At 66.3% G+C, this 17613-nt stretch carries 16 protein-coding genes; 11 read left to right on the plus strand and 5 right to left on the minus strand.

Annotated elements, in window-relative coordinates; translation table 11 throughout:
- The first annotated feature begins 41 nt into the window (after positions 1-41).
- The 5 genes from HCC78_RS11420 (at position 42) to HCC78_RS11440 (ending at position 6630) form a co-directional block, all read left to right on the plus strand.
- A complete protein-coding gene (locus HCC78_RS11420; protein WP_172328902.1) occupies positions 42-914 on the plus strand; it encodes a carbohydrate ABC transporter permease in 873 nt (290 codons plus the stop codon).
- A complete protein-coding gene (locus HCC78_RS11425) occupies positions 907-1821 on the plus strand; it encodes a carbohydrate ABC transporter permease (RefSeq protein ID WP_172328903.1) in 915 nt (304 codons plus the stop codon). Before HCC78_RS11420 ends, HCC78_RS11425 begins: the two co-directional genes overlap by 8 nt.
- Before the next feature lie 4 nt (positions 1822-1825).
- Positions 1826-2926: an ABC transporter ATP-binding protein gene (locus HCC78_RS11430; protein ID WP_172328904.1), complete on the plus strand. Its 1101-nt coding sequence runs from the start codon at positions 1826-1828 to the stop codon at positions 2924-2926.
- A gap of 279 nt (positions 2927-3205) precedes the next feature.
- Positions 3206-4831, plus strand: coding sequence for a carboxylesterase/lipase family protein (locus HCC78_RS11435; protein ID WP_172328905.1), 1626 nt, complete (start codon positions 3206-3208; stop codon positions 4829-4831).
- Positions 4832-4971: 140 nt separating this feature from the next.
- Complete coding sequence (locus HCC78_RS11440) at positions 4972-6630, plus strand: carboxylesterase/lipase family protein (protein ID WP_172328906.1); 1659 nt, start codon at positions 4972-4974, stop codon at positions 6628-6630.
- 70 nt (positions 6631-6700) lie between these two features.
- Here the strand turns inward: HCC78_RS11440 and HCC78_RS11445 are convergent, their stop codons facing one another.
- The 3 genes from HCC78_RS11445 to HCC78_RS11455 all read right to left on the minus strand — a co-directional run bounded on the left by HCC78_RS11445 (position 6701) and on the right by HCC78_RS11455 (position 10914).
- Complete coding sequence (locus HCC78_RS11445) at positions 6701-8092, minus strand: hypothetical protein (RefSeq protein ID WP_172328907.1); 1392 nt, start codon at positions 8090-8092, stop codon at positions 6701-6703.
- 58 nt (positions 8093-8150) lie between these two features.
- Complete coding sequence (locus HCC78_RS11450; protein WP_172328908.1) at positions 8151-9680, minus strand: carboxylesterase/lipase family protein; 1530 nt, start codon at positions 9678-9680, stop codon at positions 8151-8153.
- Positions 9681-9981: 301 nt separating this feature from the next.
- Complete coding sequence (locus HCC78_RS11455) at positions 9982-10914, minus strand: GlxA family transcriptional regulator (RefSeq protein WP_172328909.1); 933 nt, start codon at positions 10912-10914, stop codon at positions 9982-9984.
- A gap of 102 nt (positions 10915-11016) precedes the next feature.
- On the opposite strand from HCC78_RS11455, the gene HCC78_RS11460 reads away from it, so the two are divergent.
- Entirely contained in the window at positions 11017-11562 is a 546-nt protein-coding gene (locus HCC78_RS11460; RefSeq protein WP_172328910.1) for a cysteine hydrolase family protein, read from the plus strand.
- Between the two features lie 262 nt (positions 11563-11824).
- Here the strand turns inward: HCC78_RS11460 and HCC78_RS11465 are convergent, their stop codons facing one another.
- Entirely contained in the window at positions 11825-12718 is an 894-nt protein-coding gene (locus HCC78_RS11465) for a LysR family transcriptional regulator (protein ID WP_172328911.1), read from the minus strand.
- A gap of 85 nt (positions 12719-12803) precedes the next feature.
- Between HCC78_RS11465 and HCC78_RS11470 the strand changes: the two genes are divergently transcribed.
- Positions 12804-13319: an SRPBCC domain-containing protein gene (locus HCC78_RS11470; RefSeq protein ID WP_172328912.1), complete on the plus strand. Its 516-nt coding sequence runs from the start codon at positions 12804-12806 to the stop codon at positions 13317-13319.
- Positions 13320-13329: 10 nt separating this feature from the next.
- Here HCC78_RS11470 and HCC78_RS11475 read toward each other — a convergent pair whose 3' ends face one another.
- A complete protein-coding gene (locus HCC78_RS11475) occupies positions 13330-14214 on the minus strand; it encodes a LysR substrate-binding domain-containing protein (protein WP_172328957.1) in 885 nt (294 codons plus the stop codon).
- Positions 14215-14310: 96 nt separating this feature from the next.
- Between HCC78_RS11475 and HCC78_RS11480 the strand changes: the two genes are divergently transcribed.
- The 4 genes from HCC78_RS11480 to HCC78_RS11495 are packed head-to-tail and all read left to right on the plus strand — an operon-like array spanning position 14311 to position 17570.
- Positions 14311-14811: a lactoylglutathione lyase family protein gene (locus tag HCC78_RS11480; protein ID WP_172328913.1), complete on the plus strand. Its 501-nt coding sequence runs from the start codon at positions 14311-14313 to the stop codon at positions 14809-14811.
- An 8-nt stretch (positions 14812-14819) separates the two neighbouring features.
- Positions 14820-15932, plus strand: coding sequence for an alkene reductase (locus HCC78_RS11485; RefSeq protein WP_172328914.1), 1113 nt, complete (start codon positions 14820-14822; stop codon positions 15930-15932).
- The gene (locus tag HCC78_RS11490; RefSeq protein WP_172328915.1) at positions 15929-16621 is read left to right on the plus strand and encodes a type 1 glutamine amidotransferase domain-containing protein; all 693 of its coding nucleotides are present in this window, start codon (positions 15929-15931) and stop codon (positions 16619-16621) included. The genes HCC78_RS11485 and HCC78_RS11490 overlap by 4 nt, the downstream gene beginning before the upstream one ends.
- Positions 16608-17570 (plus strand): alcohol dehydrogenase catalytic domain-containing protein, encoded by a 963-nt coding sequence (locus HCC78_RS11495; protein WP_172328916.1) that lies wholly within the window; start codon positions 16608-16610, stop codon positions 17568-17570. The genes HCC78_RS11490 and HCC78_RS11495 overlap by 14 nt, the downstream gene beginning before the upstream one ends.
- Positions 17571-17613: the final 43 nt, after the last annotated feature.

The raw sequence follows: 17613 nt of genomic DNA on the forward strand, positions 1-17613 counted from the left end.
CCGCTGTGGCCGCGCGCTTCCGTCCGAAGAAGGAACCTGCGATGCTGAGCTGGCTCGAGCGGCAGATCCCGAAGATCATCCTGGCCCCGACTTTCGCCGCCGTGACGGTCTTTGTTTACGGCTTCATCGCCTGGACCGCGTGGATTTCCCTGACGAAATCCCGGCTGCTGCCGAACTACGACTTCGCGGGACTGATCCAGTACCGGCGGCTGTTCGACAATCCGCGCTGGGACATGGCGATGGGCAACCTGATGGTGTTCGGCCTGCTGTTCATCTTGCTCAGCATGGTACTTGGACTATGGCTGGCGATCCTTCTCGACCAGCAGATCCGTGCTGAGGGGCTGATCCGGACGATCTACCTCTATCCGATGGCGCTCTCGATGATCGTCACCGGCACAGCCTGGAAATGGATGCTCAATCCCGGTCTGGGACTGGAATCCCTGGTGCAGCGCTGGGGGTTCGACGGGTTCCGCTTCGACTGGCTGGTCGATCCGGACCGGGCGATCTATGCCATCGTGATCGCCGCCGTCTGGCAGGCCTCGGGCTTCGTGATGGCGCTGTTCCTCGCGGGCCTGCGTTCCGTCGACGGCGAGATCATCAAGGCCGCACAGGTGGACGGCATCCCCGACTGGCGCATCTATGCGTCGATCATCCTGCCCTCGATGGCGCCGGTCTTCATGTCGGCTTTCATCGTGCTGGCGCATCTGGCGATCAAGAGCTTCGACTTGGTCGTGGCGATGACCGGCGGCGGACCGGGCTATGCCACGGATCTGCCGGCGACCTACATGTACGCGATGGCCTTTTCGCGCGGGGATCTCGGCCAGGCCGCCTCCTCCGCGATGGTGATGATGATGGTGATCTTCGCCATCGTGGTGCCCTATCTCTATTCCGAACTGAGGGCCAAGCATGACTGACCAGCCGGTTCCCCTTTCCGCCGCCCCGGCCGGGATGCGCGTTACGCGGCCGCGGCTCCGCCGCATGGCGTTGCGCGCCGGGCTTTATGCCATGCTGGCAGGCTTCGCGGCGTTCTACCTCCTGCCGCTTTTCGTGATGGTGACGACCTCGCTGAAGGGACTGGAGGAAATCCAGTCGGGCAGCCTCGTCGCGCTGCCACGCGAGATCACCTTCGAAGCTTGGAGCAAGGCGTGGTCCGGCACCTGCACCGGCATCCAATGCGAAGGGCTGCGCCCGTTTTTCTGGAACTCGGTGGCCATGGCGGTCCCTGCGGTCATCCTCTCGACTCTTATAGGGGCGTTGAACGGCTATGCCCTGTCGCACTGGCGGTTCCGGGGGTCGAACATCCTTTTCGGGGCGATCTTATTCGGCTGCTTCCTGCCGTTCCAGGTGGTGCTGATGCCGATGGCGCGGGTTCTGGGGCTGCTCGGCCTCGCGGGCTCGATTCCGGGGCTGGTCCTGGTGCATGTCGTCTACGGGCTGGGCTTCACCACGCTCTTCTTCCGCAATTTCTATGTCACCGTCCCCGGCGAACTGGTGCGCGCGGCGAAGATCGACGGGGCGGGATTCTTCCGCATCTTCGCCTCGATCTTCCTGCCGCTTTCGCTGCCGATCGTCACGGTCACCGTGATCTGGCAGTTCACGAATGTCTGGAACGACTTCCTCTTCGGGGTCTCGTTCAGCCAGGCGGGATCGCAGCCGGTGACGGTCGCACTGAACAACATCGTCAATTCGACCACCGGCGTGAAGGAATACAATGTCGACATGGCCGCCGCAATCATCGCCGGGCTGCCGACGCTCGGCGTCTACGTCCTCGCCGGAAAGTATTTCATCCGCGGTCTGACCGCGGGCGCCGTGAAAGGATAAGCGCATGGCCCCGATCCTCGAGATCCGCAACCTGTCCAAGACCTTCGGCGAGACGCGCATCCTGCGCGACATCCACGTCGCCGTCGATCCCGGCAATTTTCTGGTGCTGGTCGGCCCCTCGGGCTGCGGCAAGTCCACGCTGCTGAACTGCATCGCCGGGCTGGAGGCCCCTTCGGGCGGGCATATCCGCATCGGCGGGCGCGACATGGCGGGCGTCAATCCGAAGGACCGCGACATTGCCATGGTGTTCCAGTCCTATGCGCTCTATCCGACGATGAGCGTGGCGCGCAACATCACCTTCGGTATGCGGGTGCGCGGCATCGACCGCGCGGTGCAGGAGCGCAAGCTTGCCGAGGTAGCTGAGCAACTGCAGATCGGCCACCTGCTCGACCGCCGTCCGGCGCAGCTTTCCGGCGGGCAGCGCCAGCGCGTGGCGATGGGGCGGGCGCTGGTGCGCGATCCGATGCTGTTCCTGTTCGACGAGCCGCTCTCCAATCTCGATGCCAAGCTGCGGGTGGAGATGCGCACCGAAATCAAGCGGCTGCACCAGCAGCTGGGCCGGACGATGGTCTATGTCACCCACGACCAGGTCGAGGCGATGACGTTGGCGACCCATATCATGGTGATGAAGGACGGCGCGATCCAGCAGCTCGGCACCCCGGCCGAGATCTACCGGGCACCGGCCAATATCTTCGTCGCGGATTTCATGGGGGCGCCGGTGATGAACCTGATCCCGGCACGGCTGCGCCGTTCCGGAGGGGAGGCGCGCCTGGAAATCGACCGTCCCGGCGGCACGCCGATCGTGTTCGAAAGCACGCCGCTGCCGGGACCGCTGCCGGATGAAGTGATACTCGGCCTGCGGCCGGAGGACATCACCGAAGCCGGACGCGGCGGGGACGGGCCGTCGGAGACGGTGGAGTGCCGGATCGACATGGTCGAGCCTGCCGGTGCCGATACCTATGTGGTCTCCTCGCTGGGCGGGCGGCCGGTGACGGCGCGGCTGCCGCCCGACACCGCCGCCGAACCCGGTGCGGTGCTGCCGCTGGCCTTCGACCTTAGCCGGATGTCCCTGTTTCGGCCGAAGACCGGCGAGCGGCTGAACTGATCCGGAAGCGGTTTTGTAACGCAAGGTAACGGGCAGCCCGGAAAGGCGGACGGGGACAGGCAGGAAGCAGTTGATCGGCATCGCGGGCCGTCGGACAGTCGCGGGGGAGACGGCACGCAGGGGCCGCTCCGCACGGGGCAGGGTGCCACACAACGCGGCACCGCCCCGGATTGCAGCACAGCAAAGACCGATGGCCGCCGGCACGGCGCGGGCCATCGCCCCGGCGCGGCACCGCGTTCCGGGAAAGCACGCGCCGTGGCATTTTACGGGAGGACAGACATGACCATGATTTCCAGGCTTGCGGCCGGCTCGGCACTGGCTCTGGCACTGCCGCTGGCAGCCCAGGCACAGGACGCGCCCTTCACCGCCAAGACCGGCGCTGCCGAAGCGGCGGTCGCGCAGGGCCGGCTGCAGGGTTTCGTCGACCGCGGCATCGAGACTTTCCGCGGCGTGCCCTATGCCAGTGCAGCGCGCTTCATGCCGCCCGCTCCGCCCGCTTCCTGGGATGGCACGCGGCTGGCCGTCAACTACGGCGAAAGCTGCCCGATCCCGCGCATGGCCGAAGTGGCGAATGACGAGCAATTCAACCCGCACCGCTACATGCCGGAGAACGAGGCCTGCCAGTTCCTGAACATCTGGACACCGGCAACCGGCGACGGAGGGAAGCGTCCGGTGATGGTCTGGCTGCATGGCGGCGGCTTCACCAACGGCTCCTCGATCGAGCAGGTCTCCTATGACGGACGCAACCTTGCCGAGAAGGGAGATGTCGTCGTGGTCTCGCTGAACCACCGGCTGAACGTGCTGGGAACGCTCGATCTCACCCAACACGGCGAACGCTACGCGCAGAGCGCCAACACCGGCATGAAGGACATCGTCGCCGCACTGGAATGGGTGCAGGCGAATATCGCGGAATTCGGCGGCGATCCGTCCAACGTGACCATCTTCGGCCAGTCCGGCGGCGGCTCCAAGGTGCGGATCCTGATGGGCACGCCCTCTGCGGAGGGGCTCTTCGCCAAGGCGATCGTGCAGTCCGGCGCCTCGCTGCAGCCGGTGATCTCCGAAGAGGGCTCCCAGGCGATCGCGGCGCATACGCTGGAAAACCTCGGCTTGACGGACGAGACCGTGGGCGAGATCGAGACCGTGCCCTATGACGTGCTTCTGGCGGCCGCGGGCAAGGCGCTCGATCAGGCGGCGGAGGAAGGCGCAATCCCGGCGGCCAGCTTCCGGCCTGCGCTCGACGGCGATTTCATGCCCTACGAGCCGGTGGACGAGGGCTGGGCGCGGCACGCGATGGACGTGCCGATGATGATCGGCAACGTGCTCAACGAGTTCGAGACAATCATCCGCATCGATCCGGCGGAACTGGTGGCCGACAACAAGGCGGACTGGACCCCGGAAAAGACCGCCGCCAAGATGAAGGAGCGTTTCGGCGATGATGCGGAGGCGATCTCGGCAGCGTGGAGCGAAGCCTATCCGGAGTTCACGCCGCAGGACGCGTATTTCTTCGACACCTCGCGGCGCCACGGCGTGATCCATCACGCGAAGCTGAAATCCGCGCTCGGCGGGGCACCGGTCTATTCCTGGGTAATGTCCTGGCAGTCGCCGGTGCTGGACGGTGTAGGCGGGGCCTGGCACTGTGCCGAGATCCCGATGGTCTTCGACAATGCCGATCTGGTGCCGCAGTCGAATGGCGGCGGCGCCGATGCGCTGGCCATGGCGGATGTCATGAGCCAGGCTTGGATAAACTTCGCGCGCACGGGCGATCCCAACCATGACGACATGCCGGACTGGCCTGCCTACACGGCGGAAAACGGCGCGACGATGATTTTCGACAACGTCTCCGAAGTCCGCAACCACCATGACGAAGAGATCATGGACATTCTCTACGGCGCAAGCGGCGGCTGAGGCCGCACCTTCCCGCGCGCCGCAGGGGGGCCGGTTCCGATGCCGGCCCCCCGCTTGCGCGCGGCATCCCCGACACGTCCCTGCCGCCCGGCGGCCGCGGCAACGGACGGAGGCAAGGCGGCCGCCAAAGGGAGGAAAAAATGACAGGACAATTGAGAGGCGCCGCCGCCGGACTCGCGGGCGGCGCGCTGGCGCTGCTGATGGCCGGAACGGCGCTGGCCGGGCCAGTGGAGGTGGTGCAGATCGCCGGCGGCAAGGTGCAGAGCGTGGCGACCGACGTGGCGGGGGTGCAGGTTTTCAAGGGCCTCCCCTATGCCGGGCCGGCTGCCGGGAAGGCCCGCTTCGCCCCGCCCGGGCCGGTTGTGCCTTGGGACGGCGTGAAGCTCGCCGACACTTGGGGCGACCAGGTGATGCAGGACGTGAACCTCAACCCCGTCGGCACCTTCTGGGGCGACGAATTCTATTACGATCCGGAGTTCCTGCCGCCCGCCAGCGAAGCGGGGCTGAACCTCAACGTGTTCACCCCGGCCCGGGACACCGGCGACGCGCTGCCGGTCTACGTCTGGATCCATGGCGGCGGCAATGACCACGGCTATGCCTCGGAAATCGAGTTCTGGGCGCCGAAGCTTGCTGCCAAGGGGATCCTCGTGGTTCCGGTGCAGTACCGGGTCGGCCCATTCGGCTTCCTGACGACGCCGGAACTCGATGCCGAGATCGATGACGGCCGGTCGGGCAACCAGGCGCTGAAGGACCTGATCGTGGCGCTGGAATGGGTGCGCGACAACATCGCGGGCTTCGGCGGCGATCCCGGGACGGTGACGATCGGCGGCCAGTCGGCCGGAGCGTCGAACACTGTCGCGCTGCTGTCGAGCCCGCCCGCGAAGGGGCTGTTCGGACGCGCCGTGATCGAAAGCACCGGACCGAGCCTGCTGCCGCGGAACTATCCCTCCATTGAAGACCAGCAGGCGGCGAATGCGGCGGCCATAGCGGAAGTCTTCGGCGGGCCGAGATCGCTGGAGGAGCTGCGCGCGATCCCGGCGGCAGAATTCATCGACCGCAAGATCGGAGGGAAGAACCTGTTCTATGCGCTCGATGCGCCGGTCTCGAACTATGTGATCGACGGAACCTTCCTGACCGCCGAGTCGGTCGACCTGTTGCGGCCCGGGGCGCTGGACGGGATCGACCTGATGATCGGCTCGACCTCGGACGAGCGCACCTCCACTGTCGGCGATCCCGACGGCGCCATGGGTCCGGAGGAGTTCGCGGCGGCGATGTCCAAGGTCTATGGCGACGGCTACGCCGATGTCTACCGGGCCTCGGATCCATCCCATGCCTACCGTCTGAAGCTGCGGGCCGAGGCCGATTACCGCTTCGCCTCGGTCCTTTTGTCGACACAGGCAGCGAAGGCGCGGAACTCGGAGGGGAATGTCTTCGCCTACTACTTCAACCACGCCCCGCCCGGCCGGAACGCGGAATTCTACGGCTCGTACCATTCCTCGGACCTGTGGTATTTCTTCAACTCTATCCGCGACTGGGACGGGCAGCGGCCCTGGACCGGCGCCGACGAACGCATGGCCGAGACCATGTCCTCCTATCTGGCAAATTTCGTGAAGACGGGCGACCCGAACGGCGAGGGCCTGCCGGACTGGCCGCAGCCCGAAGACGGACCGGCTTTCATGCGGTTCCATGACGGGCTGGCGCTGGCTGCGGAGGCGACGCCCTGGCCGGAACGCGACGCGTTGAACCGCAAGCAGATGCTGGCGGATTACGGCATGACCGAAGCATCGCTCGCGCCCTGACACCGGCGGCGGGAAAAACGCGAAGCCCGGGCGATCCGCCCGGGCTTCTCCGTCTGCATCCGGTCCGGATTCACTCCGACAGGTAGTCCCCGACCAGCCCGGCAATGGCGGCAGGAATGGCTTCCCCGGCACAGCCGGGCTTCAGTTTCGAGCCCAGCACCTGGAAGGTCTGGTGTCCGAAGCTCTCGTCATCGGGAATGTATCCGGAATTCGCCTTGCCGTTGGCCAGCGTGACATACATGGCCTTGCTCAGGGGCGAGCGCGCCTTCACCGCCAGCCCGATATCGGTATAGACCTCGGCATTGGTGGTAAGGAGCGCAATGTCGCCGATCCCCAGCATGCCGACCCGGATCTCGACATCCGGGCCGTCCTCGTACTCTCCCGCCGCGCCTTCGCGCACATTGTCGAGCCGGGTCCGCCCCGGGCAGGTCACGATCGCCTGGCGGCCTTCGATCCGCGCCGCGTCCCGCAGTTCCATGTGGCTCATCACCCGGATCGCTTCTTCGCCGAGCACGACGCCGAGCGCCTGCATGTAGTCGCCGAGTTCATGCGCCATGTCCGCCGTGACCAGCCCGGCGGGCATCTCGCCGGTGCGGATCGGCGCCTCGATGTCCTCGCGGACCATTTCGAAGCCGGTGACCTCCTGCCCGGAACGCGCCGCCAGCGCATTGGTCCCGGTGCGCAGCCAGCGCGGATTCTGGTCGCCCGAGGCGCCTTGGGTGAAGAGCGTCACCATGCCGTCGCCGAAGGCGGTCTCGACATGGCGGCTCATGGCACCCGGAAAATCGGCGCTGGTGAACCCGGCCAAATAGCCGTTCACCGGATGCATCGCGTAATTCGCCACCGCCGCGATCGGGGCGCCGCCGGATCCGAAGAACGCGATTACACCGAGGGCCGGATCGGAGACAGCGTCAAGATTGGCAGCCTGGGTCCATGCCTTCGTGACCGGGTCGATGGTGTCGCGGTTGACGTTGAGATGCGCTTCGCCCTCGGCGAACCCGACCTTTGCCGGTTCCATTGCCGCCAGTGCCTCCCCGGCCACGTCGAGGACCTTCTCGGCAAGGAAATCCGTGCCCCAGCGCGGTGTGCCCGACACGATCTGGCGCAACGGCCAATCGCTATGGGTATGGGTCGAGGAGATCAGTATATTCTCTTCCGGAATGCCGGTTTCTTCGGCGAGGCCCGCAACCATCGGGCCCCAGACGGACTCGTCTATGCCGCTGAGATCGGCACCGATAAGGAGCGCACGGGCGCTGCCATTGCCGATGGCGATTGCGCGCAGGAACAGATGTTCGTGCTCGTACTCGTCCATCGCCGGAAACCGGTCGTCATGTGGCGGCGTGATGTCGAGACGCGCTGCGCCCGCTTGCAGCAGCGGCCGGTCGTCGGCATCCTGTGACCAGGCGCCGCCGGCTGCCAGTCCAAGCACCAGGGTTGCGGTGGCAAGTCGGCATGTCGTCATTCTGTCCTCCCTGACAGTCGTAGACTTCGGAAATTCTGTTCGCGGTAGTGATGCCGGGCTAGTCCGCATCGCCCAGCACCAGATCGCAGTTGTGTTCGGCCATGAACTGGGCCTCGGAAATCACCTCTGTCGCGCCGTTCTCGAGAAACAGCATCCGCTTCGGCGCGGCCGCAGAATAGGTCGGCCAGTCTTCCAGCCCGTCCCCCTCCGACAGAGCGCTCCAGTAGCCGCGCATGGCCTTGCCGGTCGCCATCTGGCTGCCATCCAGCTCGCCCGTGATCAGCGAGCCATAGAGGTAGGGCAGTTCGGCGCTGTGGCCGGAGCCGATCGGGAAGGAGGACGGGATCACCATGTAGGGCCGTCCCGGCGCGGTCTCGTCGCGGAATTCGAAGACATGGACCGGGACATGCATCGACAGCGCCTGCATCGTGCCGGTTGTGGTGCACATGCGCTCGTCGCTCGCGAGATTGGCCAGGGCCAGGCCCGGCGCCCGCTGCGCATCGTCCGAATAGCGCTCCAGCACGGTGTCGGCGCGGTCCGGATAGCCGTCGCGGACATAGGCCTCGAATTTGGCCATGGTGACCGGCTGGATCATCAGGTCGTTGGCCTCGTAGGTGAAGGCACGTCGCTCGTTGCGGGTATTGCCGATGATTACGGGCACCCTGTTGAATTCGCCGGCCGCAAAGAGGTCGTCCATGACCCCGGGCAGGCCGTTGCCGCCAATGATCGTGCGCGAGGCGTAGTCTGAACTGCCCTGCGCGTCGATCAGCTCCGCCGGACTCAGGTCCCGCATGCAGGCCAGCCGGTCGGGCGCGTCTGCGCAACCCGCGACGCGGATCAGATCCTCCCATCCGGGAGCGGCCTGCGCGATCGTGTGGGCCGCGCAGCCCGGCCCGGACTGGATGATCGCGCCGTGGAACAGCCCGGCGGCCTCGGGCGACGCCAGCTGGAAGCAGACGCCGCGCGCGCCCGCGGACTGTCCGGCGATGGTCACCTTTCCGGGATCGCCGCCGAAGGCCGAGATGTTGCGCTGGACCCAGCGCAGCGCTTCGGTGCGGTCCAAATCGCCGTAATTGCCGCCGAGATTATCGTCTCCTGCAAGTTCCGGCATGGCGAAGAAGCCGGTCACGCCAAGCCGGTAGTTAACCGTCACCACGACATTGCCATCTGCTGCGAGCCTGCGCGGATCCCAATCGGTCTTCGAGCCGTTCACCGACCCGCCGCCATGGAAGCCGACGAAGACCGGAAGCGGTCCGTCAGTCCCGGCCGGGGCATAGACGGTCAGCGACAGGCAGTCCTCGTCGGTCGAGGCCGGGCTCCCCGGACGCCAGAATACGGCCTTCTGCACGCATTCCGCGCCGAGAGACGTGGCCTCGAAAGGCTCCGCAAAGGGCGCCTTGGCGACTGGCGCCGCCCAGCGGCGGTCTCCGGTGGGCGCCTCGGCATAGGGAATCCCCTGGTAGATATTCAGCCCGTCCTCCTCCAGCCCGCGGATTTCACCGGTGGGGGCGGATATGTCCGCCGCCATCGCTGCAGCGCCACCTGCCACAAGCAAGGCTGCCGCCCAGGCAGCATTTGCGATCGTCATGGCTCTCTCCTCCCTGAGTCCGTCGCCGGACGGCCGCGCCGGATCCGACAGGGAGATAGTTTTCCTCTGCGGCACCGCTTGCAACTGCCGGACGCAGGGGACGTGTGCGTTTTCCCGGTCATCCGTTACATGGCGTTACCGAAGTCCGGCGGGCCTGCGGTCGGGTGGAAAGCTACCTGTCAAGACGAGGGAGAGATCCCAGCAGCGCTCCTATCCGGGCCCTTGCCCTAGGGGCGTGCACACATGGGATGGGCCATGACTTCCCCGCGGTTGCCGCGCACGCCGGCAGACGCCGCATTTCCTATGCATGGAAACGTTGCCGGTACTCGCCCGGGGTCAGCCCGACAATCCTGCGGAAGACCTTGCGGAAAGCGCCGGGGTCGGAATAGCCGACCTCCCAGGCGATGCGCTCGATCGGGAGGCGGCCGAATTGGAGGAGCTCTTGCGCTTTCGTGATGCGCAGACGCTGGGCATAGTCGGTCGCGGTCATGCCGGTGGCCCGCTGGAAGCGGCGCAGGAAAGTGCGCTCCTCCAGTCCGGCCAGATCCGCCAGCACCGCGAGGCGGGCCTCCCTGCCGCTGCCCTCATGCAGGAAATGCTGCGCCTTCAGGATGGCGGCGTCGCCGTGGGAGAGCCTGGGAGCGAAGCCGCTGTAGTAGCGCTGCTCGCGTCCGGGAGGATCGATCAGCAGCATCCGCGCGGTCTGCGCCATCACCACCGGACCGAGATATCTTTCGACGAGGCTGAGGCCCAGATCGGTCCAGGCCATGAGCCCGCCTGCCGAGAGGATGTCACCGCCGTCGATCAGGAGCCGGTCGATATCAAGAACGGCATCAGGGAAGCGATCGCAGAAAGCTTCCTCATAGGCCCAGTGAGTCGTGACTGTCCTGCCATCTAGCAGCCCTGACTCGCCCAGAACGAACGCGCCACCGCAGATCGACGCCACCACCGCACCCTCGGCATGGCGTGCGCGCAGCCAGCGTGCCAGAGGTGCCGCCGCAGCGCGCTCGATTGGCGGTTCCAGGGACGGAGGCAGGATCAGGACGTCGCAGGTCTTTCCGGCATGTGCAGTCTCCCTGGGCGTGTCTTCCAGGATCTGGACGCGAACCTGTGCTCCCTGGTGGCCTGCCTCGGCGGCGACCCGGGCAGCGATCGCGAACAGGTCCTCGAGCCCCCAGGCCGCCGACCGCTGCGCGCCCGGATACAGGACTATGCCGATGCCAACTTCATCCATTTGACGATATTGCCCCTGATTCTGTCGATCTCGCCAATCGTACCCTGTGTCGGCCCGCGCCAGATTGAAGTCAACGAAACCGGTTCATGAAAGGTTGGAACCATGCCCGCACGTGCTGTCGTTGTCGTCGATCTGCAGAACGAATACTGGCCCGATGGCGGCTTCGCGCTCCAGAACATCGAGGCTGCTGCCGCCAATGCAGCCCGCGTCATCGCCCACGCCCGCAAAACCGGTGATCTGGTCGTTCATGTCCGTCATGAAATGCCCGAGGGGGCCCCGGTTTTCGCTCCGGGCAGCAAGGGGGCCGAGATCCATGCAACAGTCGCCCCGGCCGAGGATGAACCGGTCGTGACCAAGCACTTTCCCAATTCCTTCCGCGGCACCGGGCTGAAGGACATGCTCGACGAGGCGGGGATCGCGGAGGTCGTGGTCATTGGCGCCATGAGCCACATGTGCGTGGATGCGACCGTGCGGGCCGCCAATGATTTCGGATACCGCACCGTCACCGTCCACGATGCCTGCGCGACACGCGACCTGGAATTCGGCGGCATCACCGCGCCCGCCGCCCATGTCCATGCCGCGATGATGTGGTCCTTCGGCTTTTACTATGGCGAGGTCATCTCGGCCGAAGACTTCCTGGTCCGCTGATCCGGAGAGATAGCCATGACGACCCGCGGAAACTCGCCCGCGCTTTCCGGAGCCGCCTTCGCGGCAGGACCTGGCACTCATGCTTCGGTACGCACTGCACGCGACGGCGAGTCCGTTTCGATCTGATGCAACGGTCCGGCCGCATCTTCCGGGGGTGCGGCCAGCTTTTCAGCAGCCTCCTGCCGCTGATGCAAAAGCTGCGCAACGCGCTGCGCCGGAGCGATGCTGGGCTGTTCGGAATCGTTGAGCCGAAGTCAGCAGGTCATCCCGGCATTCCATCGGCCATCTTGTCTCGAAGCCATTTCTGCGCCGGATCCTGGTGCAGGCGATCGTGCCATGTCAGGAGCTTTCGAAAACCCTCGACCTGCAGGGGCGGGGGCATGGCCACCACGCCGGTCTCAGCCGTGACGAGACGTGATGGCACAAGGGCGATGATGTCTGAACGCCGGATCAGATCGATCAGAATGGTAAAGTTCGGCACGCTCGCCACGACCTTGCGGCAGCGCCCCAGTTTTTCCAGTGCGGCATCCGTCGGCCCGGCAAAGGCGGTGCCATCATGCGACATCAGTGCGTGCTCCATGGCGCAAAACCCGTCCAGCGTCGCGGCCTCGGAGCGTCGCGGATGGTCAGCCCGCAGCAACGTCACATAGGTTTCGTCGAAGAGCTTCTTCGCTTTCAGCCGCCCCGGTGCCATCTCGGGCGTGACCAGGGCCATGTCGAGGTCGCCTTCGGCGAGTTCCCGGGCGAAGTCCGACGTCACGGGCCGTACCGAGAGAAGCACGCCAGGGGCCTGTTGCCGCAGCTGTCCGATGAACGGCAGCAGGACCGCCCGCTGCGCATAGTCGGTTGCAGCCACCCGCAAGGTCAGTTTCGCGCGCATCGGATCAAAGGTTTCAGCCTGCAACAATTCCTCGACGCCGCCCAGCACCGAAGCGAGCTGCCGGGTCATGGACTCCGCACGGGGCGTTGGCAGGATGCCGCGCTGTGTTCGCACGAACAGCGGATCGTCAAGAGCCTCGCGCAGCCGGGCCAGCATGCCGCTGACGGCAGGCTGGGTGACGCCCAGCCTGTCCGCGGCGCGGCTGACGGAGCGGGTCTCCAGCAGCGCCGCGAGGGTGCGCAGCAGGTTGAGGTCGAAGGTCTTGATATCGGCCATGGGTATATCTGATGTCACGAGATGCGATTGGTCTTATATCCGATCACCGGCCATATCTCCAGCATCCCGATCAATGGAGAGACACATGTCCGACATCCTCTGGCCCGAAGGCTTCGTGCCCGGCTTCACTGACAACTTCGCCTCGAACGAGATCATCGTCACCGGCCTGAGCGCCGCCGAGATCTGGCCCTTCCTTGCCATCCCGGCCCGCTGGCCGGACTACTACCCCAATTCCGCCGATGTGGAGATCCATGACGGCAAGGGCCCCGAGCTGGTGCTTGGGGACAGTTTCTTCTTCCGCACCTTCGGCTTCCCGGTTCCGGCGCGCGTCGTCGAATGCGTGCCGCCAGTTGCGGGCCAGCCCGCGCGCATCGCCTGGCACGGCTGGTCGGGCGAACGTGGCGACGCGGACCGGCTGGATGTGCATCACGCGTGGCTGATCGAGGACCTGTCAGAAGGCCGGGTGCGGATCCTGACGCAGGAAACCCAGAACGGCGCTCCGGCGAAGGAGCTGGCCACGACCGTGCCGAACCCGATGATCAACGGTCACCAAGACTGGCTGAATGGCCTTGTTGCGGCCGCCCGGGCGGCGAAGGGCTGAACCATCGTCTTCACAATGCGGCAAGGGCCTCAGCGATCCCGGCCCGGACCCGGCGGGTCCGCGCCGGGAGGCTGCGGTTCTTCCGCTGGACCAGCCAGAGCTCGTGGCGGACCGGCACCGGCAGGGACATGACCTGCAGGCGGTCCCTGCCGGGATGCGCGTCCACGCCGCTGCGCGGCAGGATGGTATAGCCGAGACCGCGCAGCACCGGCTCCGGGATCTGGCCGATCTGGTTGACGAAGCTGCGCTCCCGCAGCCGGTCCGCTCCTGGATGGGCGTCCGGAAAATTCGCGCCAAGCAGGTCGTCTGCATGCGCGTAGCCGTCGGGGTGGGCGATGAAACCGAGCGCGTCGAGTTCCGCGAAGCTTCGCGGTGCCGCGCTGTCGGCCGGCAGGAGAAGGCAAAGCTCGTCCTGCCCGACACTCTCGCCTTCGAGCCGAGGATGGGCCGGAGAATGGTTGACGATCCCGAGATCGAAACGCCCCGCAACGATGCCCTCCAGAATGCGCGGTTGCGGCATCGCTTCGAGGATGATGGAAAGGGCGGGCGCACTTGCCATGAAATCCATGAAGCGCGGATAGAGAAGAAGGGCAAGCGAACCCGAGCAGGCGATCGAAACCTGTCCCCGGTCCGGGTCGTCATGCTGCAGATCGCTCCGAAGTGCGCTTTCTTCCGCCCGGCGGCGCCGGGCCATGGCCAGCACGGCCTCTCCGGCAGGCGTCAGGATGAAGCTCTTGCCATCGCGTGTCAGCAGCGGCTGGCCAAGCTGCGCCTCCAGCTTCTTCACATGCTGGCTTACGCCCGGCTGGGTCATGTTCATCGCGGCCGCGGCGCGCGTGAAATGCCCGACATCGCAGAGCGTGGCGAAGGTGTCGAGCCAGGTCGCGTTCAGCACATTTCGCTCCGTTTGGTTATCATAATGAGCATGAATGATAATTGGATGAATGCGCTTGGCCAATCCATATCTCGACGTAACGCCAAGGAGACAGTCATGACCAAGACCACCCCCCGTACCTTTTCCCACATCGGGCTTTCAGTCCCTGACCTTGATGCCGCCGTTGCCTTCTACCGCGATGTCATGGGGTTCTATGTCATCATGGAGCCAACCGAGATCGCGCAGGATGACAGCGATATCGGCGTGATGTGCGACGACGTCTTCGGCCCGGGCTGGGGCAAGTTCCGTATCGCCCACCTGTCTACCGCCGACCGCATCGGCTTCGAGCTGTTCGAGTTCCCCGAGAATTACAAGCCCGAGGACAACCTGCCCTACCGCCAGGTGGGCCTGTTCCACTTCGCGATCCAGGATCCCGACCTCGAGGGGCTGCTGGCGAAAATCGTGGCCGCAGGCGGCAGGCAGCGGATGCCGGTGCGCGAGTACTTCCCCGGCGAGAAGCCCTATCGCATGGTCTATGTCGAGGATCCCTTCGGCATCGTCTTCGAACTCTACTCCCACAGCTACGAGCTGACCTATTCGGCCGGCGCCTACAACTGAGGTTTCCCATGGCAGATCTTTTCGACACGGTGCGCCTTGGCGGGCTCACCATCAAGAACCGCGCCGCGATGGCGCCGATGACGCGCGCGCGCAGTCCCCGCAACGTCCCCACGGCCGAGACCGCGCGCTACTATGTGCAGCGCGCGGGCGCCGGGCTGATCGTGACCGAAGGCACGGTGATTTCCCCCGAAGGCTCGGGCTTCGCCGACTGCCCCGGCCTCTGGTCGCAGGAACAGGTCGCGGCCTGGCAGCCGGTGACCGCGGCCGTGCATGACCAGGGGGCGGCGATCTTCACCCAGATCTGGCATGTCGGCCGGATGAGCCATGTCTCGCTGCAGCCCGGCGGCGCCGCCCCGGTCAGCGCCACCGGCCGGCAGGCGGCGAATTCCTCGGCCTTCGGCATCACCGCGGATGGCACGCCGGGCTTCGTCACGGCGTCCCGGCCGCGGCCGCTGGAAACCGGCGAGATCGGCCGCGTGGCCGGGGATTTCGCCAGGGCGGCAGAAAACGCCGTGGCCGCCGGTTTCGACGGGGTCGAGATCCACGGCGCCAACGGCTACCTGATCGAGCAGTTCCTCAACGGCGCGGTCAATGACCGGACTGACCGCTACGGCAGCCAGAGCGTGGAGAACCGCATCCGCTTCGCGCTGGAAGTGGTCGACGCCTGCATCGCGCGGATCGGCGCCGGCAAGGTGGGCATCCGCCTCTCGCCCTTCGGCCGCCTGCACGAGCTGGGCGATTTCGAGGGCGAGGAAGACACCTTCCTGACGCTGGCCGCAGAGCTGGACAAGCGTGGCCTTGCCTTCGTCCATATCATGGACCAGGCCAGCCGCGGCGCGCCCGCCATGCCCCACGGCTTCCTGGAGAAGTTCCGTGCCGCCTATTCCGGGGTGCTGATCTTGGCCGGCGGCATGGATCTCGAACGCTCGAATGCGATGATCGGCGCGGGGCTGATCGACATTGCGGCCTTCGGCGCGCCCTTCACCTCCAACCCCGACCTTGTCGAGCGGATGCGCCATGGCTGGCCGCTGGCACCGTTTGATCCCGACGCTTACTACGGCGGCACCGCAAAGGGCTATACCGATTGGCCGGCCTATTCCCCGGAAGGAGCCATCGCATGAAACCGGTCCTGATCGTGATGACGTCGCATGGCGACAAGGCCGGGCATGGTCCCACGGGATTCTACCTCTCCGAGGTCACCCATCCGCTGGAGGAATTCCTGGCTGCCGACCTGCCGGTTGCCTTCGCCTCCATCGCCGGAGGCGAGCCGCCGGTGGACGGGCTCGAACTCGAAGACAAGGTCAACGCGACGTTCTGGGCTGATCCGCTGTTCCGCGCGGCGATCCGCTCGACGCAGAAGCTGTCCGACGTGAACCCGTCCGACTACTCCGCGATCTTCTTCGCCGGCGGGCATGGCGCGGTCTGGGATTTTCCGGTGTCGAAGGCCGTCAATGACGTGACCCGCGCAATCTGGGAGCGGGGCGGCGTGGTCGGCGCCGTCTGCCATGGCCCCGCGGCTCTGGCCAATGTCACGCTGTCGGACGGCACGCCGCTGGTGAAAGGTCGCAAGGTCGCCGCCTTCACGGATGACGAAGAGCGCGCAGTCGGGCTGCAGGACGTGGTGCCGTTCCTGCTGTCCTCGCGGCTGGCGGAGCTGGGCGCAGACATGCAGCCCGGTGCCGACTGGACAGACACTACCGCGGTCGACGGCCGTCTGGTGAGCGGCCAGAACCCGCAATCGGCGGCCAGCACTGGCCGGCGGCTGGCGGAGGCGGTCAAGGCGGCGGAGGCCGGCAATGCGCGGGACTGACCTTCCGGCGCATCACCGGGCCTGGACCTGGCAAAGCGGCCGGGACCCCCATGGCCTGGTTCTGGCCAAACAGCCCGTTGCAGCGCCGGGCCCGGGCGAGGTGCTGGTGCGCAACGCGGTGATCGGCCTCAACCCGGTCGACTGGAAGGTGCTGGGCAGCACCTCCTGGCAGCCCGGGAAGGTGCCGGGCTGCGACGGCGCAGGTACGGTGATCGCCGTGGGCACGGATGTGCCCGAGGCCTGGCTGGGTCAGCGGGTCGGCTATCACACCTGGCTCGGCGGTCCCGGAAGCTTTGCCGAAATCACCCCGGTCGCGGCGCGCGCGCTGCTTCCGGTCCCGGCCGGGCTGGATATGGATCTCGCGGCCTCGATGCCCTGTCCTGCGCTCACGGCCTGGCTCGCGCTGTCCAAGCTGCCCGGGGGCGGCGGATCGCTGCTTGTTGCCGGCGCCGGCGGGGGCGTCGGCGGCTATCTCGTCCAGCTGGCGCTGGAGGCCCGTTGGAATGTCACCGCGCAGTGCCACCCCCGCCACCATGCCCGTTTGGCAGCGTACGGTGCCGAGGTTCTTCCCTGGAATGCCAACCTGCCGCAGGCGGCTTACACTGCCGCCGTCGATCTTCGCGGCCCCGAGCCTGCCGCTGGTCTCTTTCCGCACCTGCGTGCCAATGGGCACTTGGTCTGCGTTCAAGGGCGCGTACCCGGCTGGGGCGACGCGGCTTTCGAGCGGTGCATCTCGCTTCATGAGGTGGCGCTAGGGGCGCTGCATGTCCATGGCGACGTTGCGGACTGGCATGGTCTGCGACATGCGGGGGCCATGATATTCGATGGGCTCTTGACGGGGCGGCTCGTGCCCGAGCCTACCGTGGCCACGGACTTCGAATGCCTGCCCGCCCACCTCCGGGCGCTCAGGGATCGCGACTTTTCCGGCAAGGCCCTCATCAGGGCATGAGACATGCACGGCCTCTCGCGCACGGCATGCCCCATGTGCATCG

It is taken from the genome of Mangrovicoccus sp. HB161399, assembly GCF_013184745.1.
Taxonomy (GTDB): domain Bacteria; phylum Pseudomonadota; class Alphaproteobacteria; order Rhodobacterales; family Rhodobacteraceae; genus Mangrovicoccus.

Coding starts and splice junctions, on each gene's coding strand:
- HCC78_RS11420 (WP_172328902.1), top strand. CDS start 42: ATGCTGAGCTGGCTCGAGCGGCAGATCCCGAAGATCATCCTGGCCCCG.
- HCC78_RS11425 (WP_172328903.1), top strand. CDS start 907: ATGACTGACCAGCCGGTTCCCCTTTCCGCCGCCCCGGCCGGGATGCGC.
- HCC78_RS11430 (WP_172328904.1), top strand. CDS start 1,826: ATGGCCCCGATCCTCGAGATCCGCAACCTGTCCAAGACCTTCGGCGAG.
- HCC78_RS11435 (WP_172328905.1), top strand. CDS start 3,206: ATGACCATGATTTCCAGGCTTGCGGCCGGCTCGGCACTGGCTCTGGCA.
- HCC78_RS11440 (WP_172328906.1), top strand. CDS start 4,972: ATGACAGGACAATTGAGAGGCGCCGCCGCCGGACTCGCGGGCGGCGCG.
- HCC78_RS11445 (WP_172328907.1), bottom strand. CDS start 8,092: ATGACGACATGCCGACTTGCCACCGCAACCCTGGTGCTTGGACTGGCA.
- HCC78_RS11450 (WP_172328908.1), bottom strand. CDS start 9,680: ATGACGATCGCAAATGCTGCCTGGGCGGCAGCCTTGCTTGTGGCAGGT.
- HCC78_RS11455 (WP_172328909.1), bottom strand. CDS start 10,914: ATGGATGAAGTTGGCATCGGCATAGTCCTGTATCCGGGCGCGCAGCGG.
- HCC78_RS11460 (WP_172328910.1), top strand. CDS start 11,017: ATGCCCGCACGTGCTGTCGTTGTCGTCGATCTGCAGAACGAATACTGG.
- HCC78_RS11465 (WP_172328911.1), bottom strand. CDS start 12,718: ATGGCCGATATCAAGACCTTCGACCTCAACCTGCTGCGCACCCTCGCG.
- HCC78_RS11470 (WP_172328912.1), top strand. CDS start 12,804: ATGTCCGACATCCTCTGGCCCGAAGGCTTCGTGCCCGGCTTCACTGAC.
- HCC78_RS11480 (WP_172328913.1), top strand. CDS start 14,311: ATGACCAAGACCACCCCCCGTACCTTTTCCCACATCGGGCTTTCAGTC.
- HCC78_RS11485 (WP_172328914.1), top strand. CDS start 14,820: ATGGCAGATCTTTTCGACACGGTGCGCCTTGGCGGGCTCACCATCAAG.
- HCC78_RS11490 (WP_172328915.1), top strand. CDS start 15,929: ATGAAACCGGTCCTGATCGTGATGACGTCGCATGGCGACAAGGCCGGG.
- HCC78_RS11495 (WP_172328916.1), top strand. CDS start 16,608: ATGCGCGGGACTGACCTTCCGGCGCATCACCGGGCCTGGACCTGGCAA.